This window comes from Dietzia sp. SYD-A1, assembly GCF_015356725.1.
Taxonomy (GTDB): domain Bacteria; phylum Actinomycetota; class Actinomycetes; order Mycobacteriales; family Mycobacteriaceae; genus Dietzia.
Window position 1 is genome coordinate 1 of record NZ_JADDKI010000079.1, and the last position, 3801, is coordinate 3801.

A 3801-nucleotide genomic window follows, 5' to 3' on the forward strand; every position below is an offset into this window, starting at 1 on the left:
GCATCATTCCCCATCGTGTCAGCGGACACACGACGGCCCGGGGTCGTGACTCCCACCGGGGGTCACGACCCCGGGCCGTCGTGTGTCCGCTGACACGATGGGGAATGATGCAGTGGTGACGATCGTCGTGGCATGCGGGGCCTTCAAGGGCTCTCTCACCGCTATCGAGGCATGCCACCACGCTGCCGCGGGTGCACGCCGCGCCCACCCGGAGACCGACGTCGTGGTGAGGCCGGTCGCCGACGGGGGCGGTGGCAGCCTCGAGGTGATGGTGGCCGGCGGCGCCCGGGAAGTACGCGTGACCGCGTCCGGCCCCACCGGCGAGGCCGTCGAGACCTCCTTCGCCGCGATCGACCCGGACACCGCCTTCGTGGAGATGGCCGACGCCTGTGGGCTACTCCGCCTGCCCGGTGGCCGGATGCGGCCCCTCGAATCGTCGAGCCGCGGCGTGGGCGAGGTGCTGCTGGCCGCGCTCCGCTCGGGTCGCGGCAACATCCACCTCGGCATCGGGGGCAGCGCCTCCACGGACGGCGGCACGGGAATGCTCTCGGCGTTGGGCGCCCGCTTCCTCGACTCCTCGGGCGCCGAACTCCCCGACGGTGGAGGAGCTCTGGTCGACCTGGACCGCGTGGACCTGGACGGCCTCGACCCCGCGGTCCGCGCCTCACGCATCCTGGTCGCCTGCGACGTCGACAACCCCCTGCTCGGGCCGCTGGGCGCGGCCCGCGTCTACGGTCCGCAGAAGGGTGCCTCCGCCGGTCAGATCGAGGAACTCGAGGCGGGGCTGGCCCGTCTGGTCGAGGTACTGCGCGACCAGGGACTCGCTGTGGACCCGGACGCGCCGGGCTCCGGGGCGGCCGGGGGCGTGGGCTTCGCTGCCCGCGAGCTCCTCGAGGCGTCCCTGGACCCGGGGTTCGAGGTCCTCGGGACCCTGACCGGACTCGAAGACGTGGTCTCCGCCGCCGACCTGGTGGTGACCGGCGAGGGCCGGCTCGACGACCAGACGATGCACGGCAAGACCCCGATGGGCGTGGCGGCACTGTGTCGCTCGCACGCCGTACCCGTGGTGGCCGTGTGTGGCCGGCTGGACCTGGGTGCCGACCGGGTAGCGGAGGCCGGGTTCGCGGCCGCGGCCGCCCTCACCGAACGGGAGCCGGACCTCGCCAGGTCGATGGCCAATGCGGGCCCCCTGTTGGAGGACGTTGCCGCCGAGGTCGTCTCGCGCATCCTGCCCTGACGCGCGCGTCCGGCCCGGGGGCGGTGTTCACCCGGACCCGCCCGTGACCGACACGCTCGCCACGACGCGGTCGTCGACCAGCATCCACATCTCCACCCGGTGTGCGGACCGTCTCCGCCGGATCATCATGGACGAGCCCGGCACCACCGGGTGGGAGTACTCGATCACGACGCGGTGGCGGTGCCGGAGCAGGTCCTGGTGTCCCAGCAGTTCGTCCTCGACGGCGTCGAGGTAGGCGGCGTTGTTGAGGTGCTGGAGAATGTCGAAGTCCGTGCTGCGGAGGATGTGGGGCCGGTCTTCCGGTAGATCCCGTGTCGCGGAGCCGGTGGGCAGCGGCGCGTTCATGGCGGCCCATCGGAGTCGGTGGATCCCTGTGGCGGCCGAGAGGGAGGCGAGTCCCTCGTCGCTGATCCGGGCGGGCACCCCGTCGGCGCTGACGTTGATCCAGAACGCCTCGGTCTCCACCAGCCCGTCGGGCCGGGGCCCGGGGTCGTCGGGGCCGGCCCGGTGTTCCGCTGTCAGACGCACCCGCATGTTCGCCCACCGTGTGGAGAGTCCCGAGCACCAGCGCTCGAGGTGAACGGTGGCCGGCCAGGTGATCGGTTCGATCACGTCGATGACGGTCCGCCGCACGATCCAGTACGGGTCGGTCCGCACGTGACCGGTGAACTCGAGATCGTCGCCCGCCGCGTCCTGGAGATACCGGGCGATGCTGTCCAGCCGCACCCTGCGCCGGGGATCGACCTCGCCCGTCCGAACCGTGCGGGAGGTGGAGAACCCTGCCCCGTCCGGGGGCGGAGGGGGGAGCGGACGCAGGTCGCCGTCCTGTTCCGGGTGGTTCATCGGTGTGGTCCTCTCGCCCAGGATTCCGGTGTCCCCCACCGGTGCGGCCACTGTAGGCGCCCGGCCGCAGGGAGTCGGGCGCGGGCGCCGACGCGGGCACGTCGGGCGGCAGGTGGTCCATGATGGGGGCACCCACTCACCCCGGAGGTCGACATGCGCAAGTGGCTCCTCGGCGCCCCCGTCGCGATTGTGGCGGCCCTCGCGGCCTCGGACCTGCGGCAGACCAGGTACCCGATCCTGCGGACCTTCCCCGTCCTCGGTCACGCGCGGATGGCCCTGAGCTCGATCGGCCCGGAACTGCGCCAGTACATCGTGGCGAGCAACGACGAGGAACGGCCGTTCACCCGCGACCAACGGGACTGGATCCGGGAGTCGGCGGAGGGGCGGGCCACGACGTTCGGTTTCGGCACGGACAACGACGTCGAGTTCCTCACCGGATACCCGGTCGTCAAACCGCGCACGTTCGCCGGGGTGACGGTCTCCGCCCACGCGCACTCCGCGGAGCAACTCCAGTTGCCCACCGCCAAGGTCCTCGGCGCCGCCCGCGGCCGGGCCCGCGCGTTCCGCCCGGAGTCCCTGGTGTGGATCTCCGGGATGAGCTACGGCGCCCTGTCGGCCCCGGCTGTCGAGGCCCTCAACCGCGGTGCCGCTCTCGCGGGGGCACTGCAGAACACCGGTGAGGGTGGGCTGAGTCCCTACCACCAGAAGGGCGGGGACCTGGTGTTCCAGATCGGTACCGCCTACTTCGGGGTCCGCGACGCGGACGGCAGGCTCGACCTCGACGCGGTGGTCGCCCTCGCCGAGAAGCATCCGATCAGGGCGATCGAGATCAAGCTCAGCCAGGGTGCCAAACCCGGGCTCGGCGGTCTGCTGCCCGCCGCCAAGGTCACCGCGGAGATCGGGCGGATCCGCGGGATCCCCACCGACCGCGAGTGTGCGAGCCCCTCCCGGCACACGGCGTTCCACGACGTCGACTCGATGCTCGACCTGGTGGAGGAGATCGCCGAACGCACCGGCCTGCCGGTGGGGATCAAGTCCGCGGTCGGCGAACTGCGCTTCTGGGAGCAGCTGGCCTCCGCGATGGTCTCCCGGGAGCGCGGCGTCGACTTCATCACCATCGACGGGGGCGAGGGCGGCACCGGTGCCGCCCCCCTCGTCTTCACCGACGCGGTGTCACTCCCGTTCCGGCTCGGCTTCTCCCGCGTGTACCGGGTCTTCGCTGAGGCCGGTCTCACCGACGACGTGGTGTTCGTGGGCTCGGGGAAGCTGGGGATCCCCGAGAACGCGGTGGTCGCGTTCGCACTCGGGGTGGACCTGATCTCCGTCGGTCGCGAGGCCATGCTCTCCATCGGCTGCATCCAGGCCCAGAAGTGCCACACCGATCGCTGCCCCACCGGAGTGGCCACGCAGAACCCGTGGCTGTCCCGCGGAGTGGACCCCACGGACAAGGCCGTGCGGTGTGCGGCCTATCTCCGGTCGTTGCGGCGCGACCTCGTCAAGGTCTCGGGCGCGGTCGGCGTGCCCCACCCCTCGCTGATCGGGCCCGAGGACGTGGAGCTGGCCAACGGCACCCGGGAGTCGACGACTCTGGCGGAGATCTACGGATACCGCCCGGGCTGGGGCCTTCCCGGCGCGGCGGACATCCGGCGCATCACCGATCTCATGTCCGCCGGCGGCGCCGCCGAGCACAGCGCCGCCTACGCTCCCCCGGGGCTCTGACC

3 protein-coding genes are annotated in these 3801 nt (G+C 72.1%); 2 read left to right on the forward strand and 1 reads right to left on the reverse strand.

Annotated elements, in window-relative coordinates; all coding sequences use genetic code 11:
- Positions 1–97: 97 nt before the first annotated feature.
- Entirely contained in the window at positions 98–1237 is a 1140-nt protein-coding gene (locus IY392_RS04195; protein WP_228549001.1) for a glycerate kinase, read from the forward strand.
- 27 nt (positions 1238–1264) lie between these two features.
- Here the strand turns inward: IY392_RS04195 and IY392_RS04200 are convergent, their stop codons facing one another.
- A complete protein-coding gene (locus IY392_RS04200; RefSeq protein WP_107755416.1) occupies positions 1265–2080 on the reverse strand; it encodes an acyl-[acyl-carrier-protein] thioesterase in 816 nt (271 codons plus the stop codon).
- A gap of 153 nt (positions 2081–2233) precedes the next feature.
- On the opposite strand from IY392_RS04200, the gene IY392_RS04205 reads away from it, so the two are divergent.
- Complete coding sequence (locus IY392_RS04205) at positions 2234–3799, forward strand: FMN-binding glutamate synthase family protein (protein ID WP_194860589.1); 1566 nt, start codon at positions 2234–2236, stop codon at positions 3797–3799.
- Positions 3800–3801: the final 2 nt, after the last annotated feature.

Coding starts and splice junctions, on each gene's coding strand:
- IY392_RS04195 (WP_228549001.1), top strand. CDS start 98: ATGGGGAATGATGCAGTGGTGACGATCGTCGTGGCATGCGGGGCCTTC.
- IY392_RS04200 (WP_107755416.1), bottom strand. CDS start 2,080: ATGAACCACCCGGAACAGGACGGCGACCTGCGTCCGCTCCCCCCTCCG.
- IY392_RS04205 (WP_194860589.1), top strand. CDS start 2,234: ATGCGCAAGTGGCTCCTCGGCGCCCCCGTCGCGATTGTGGCGGCCCTC.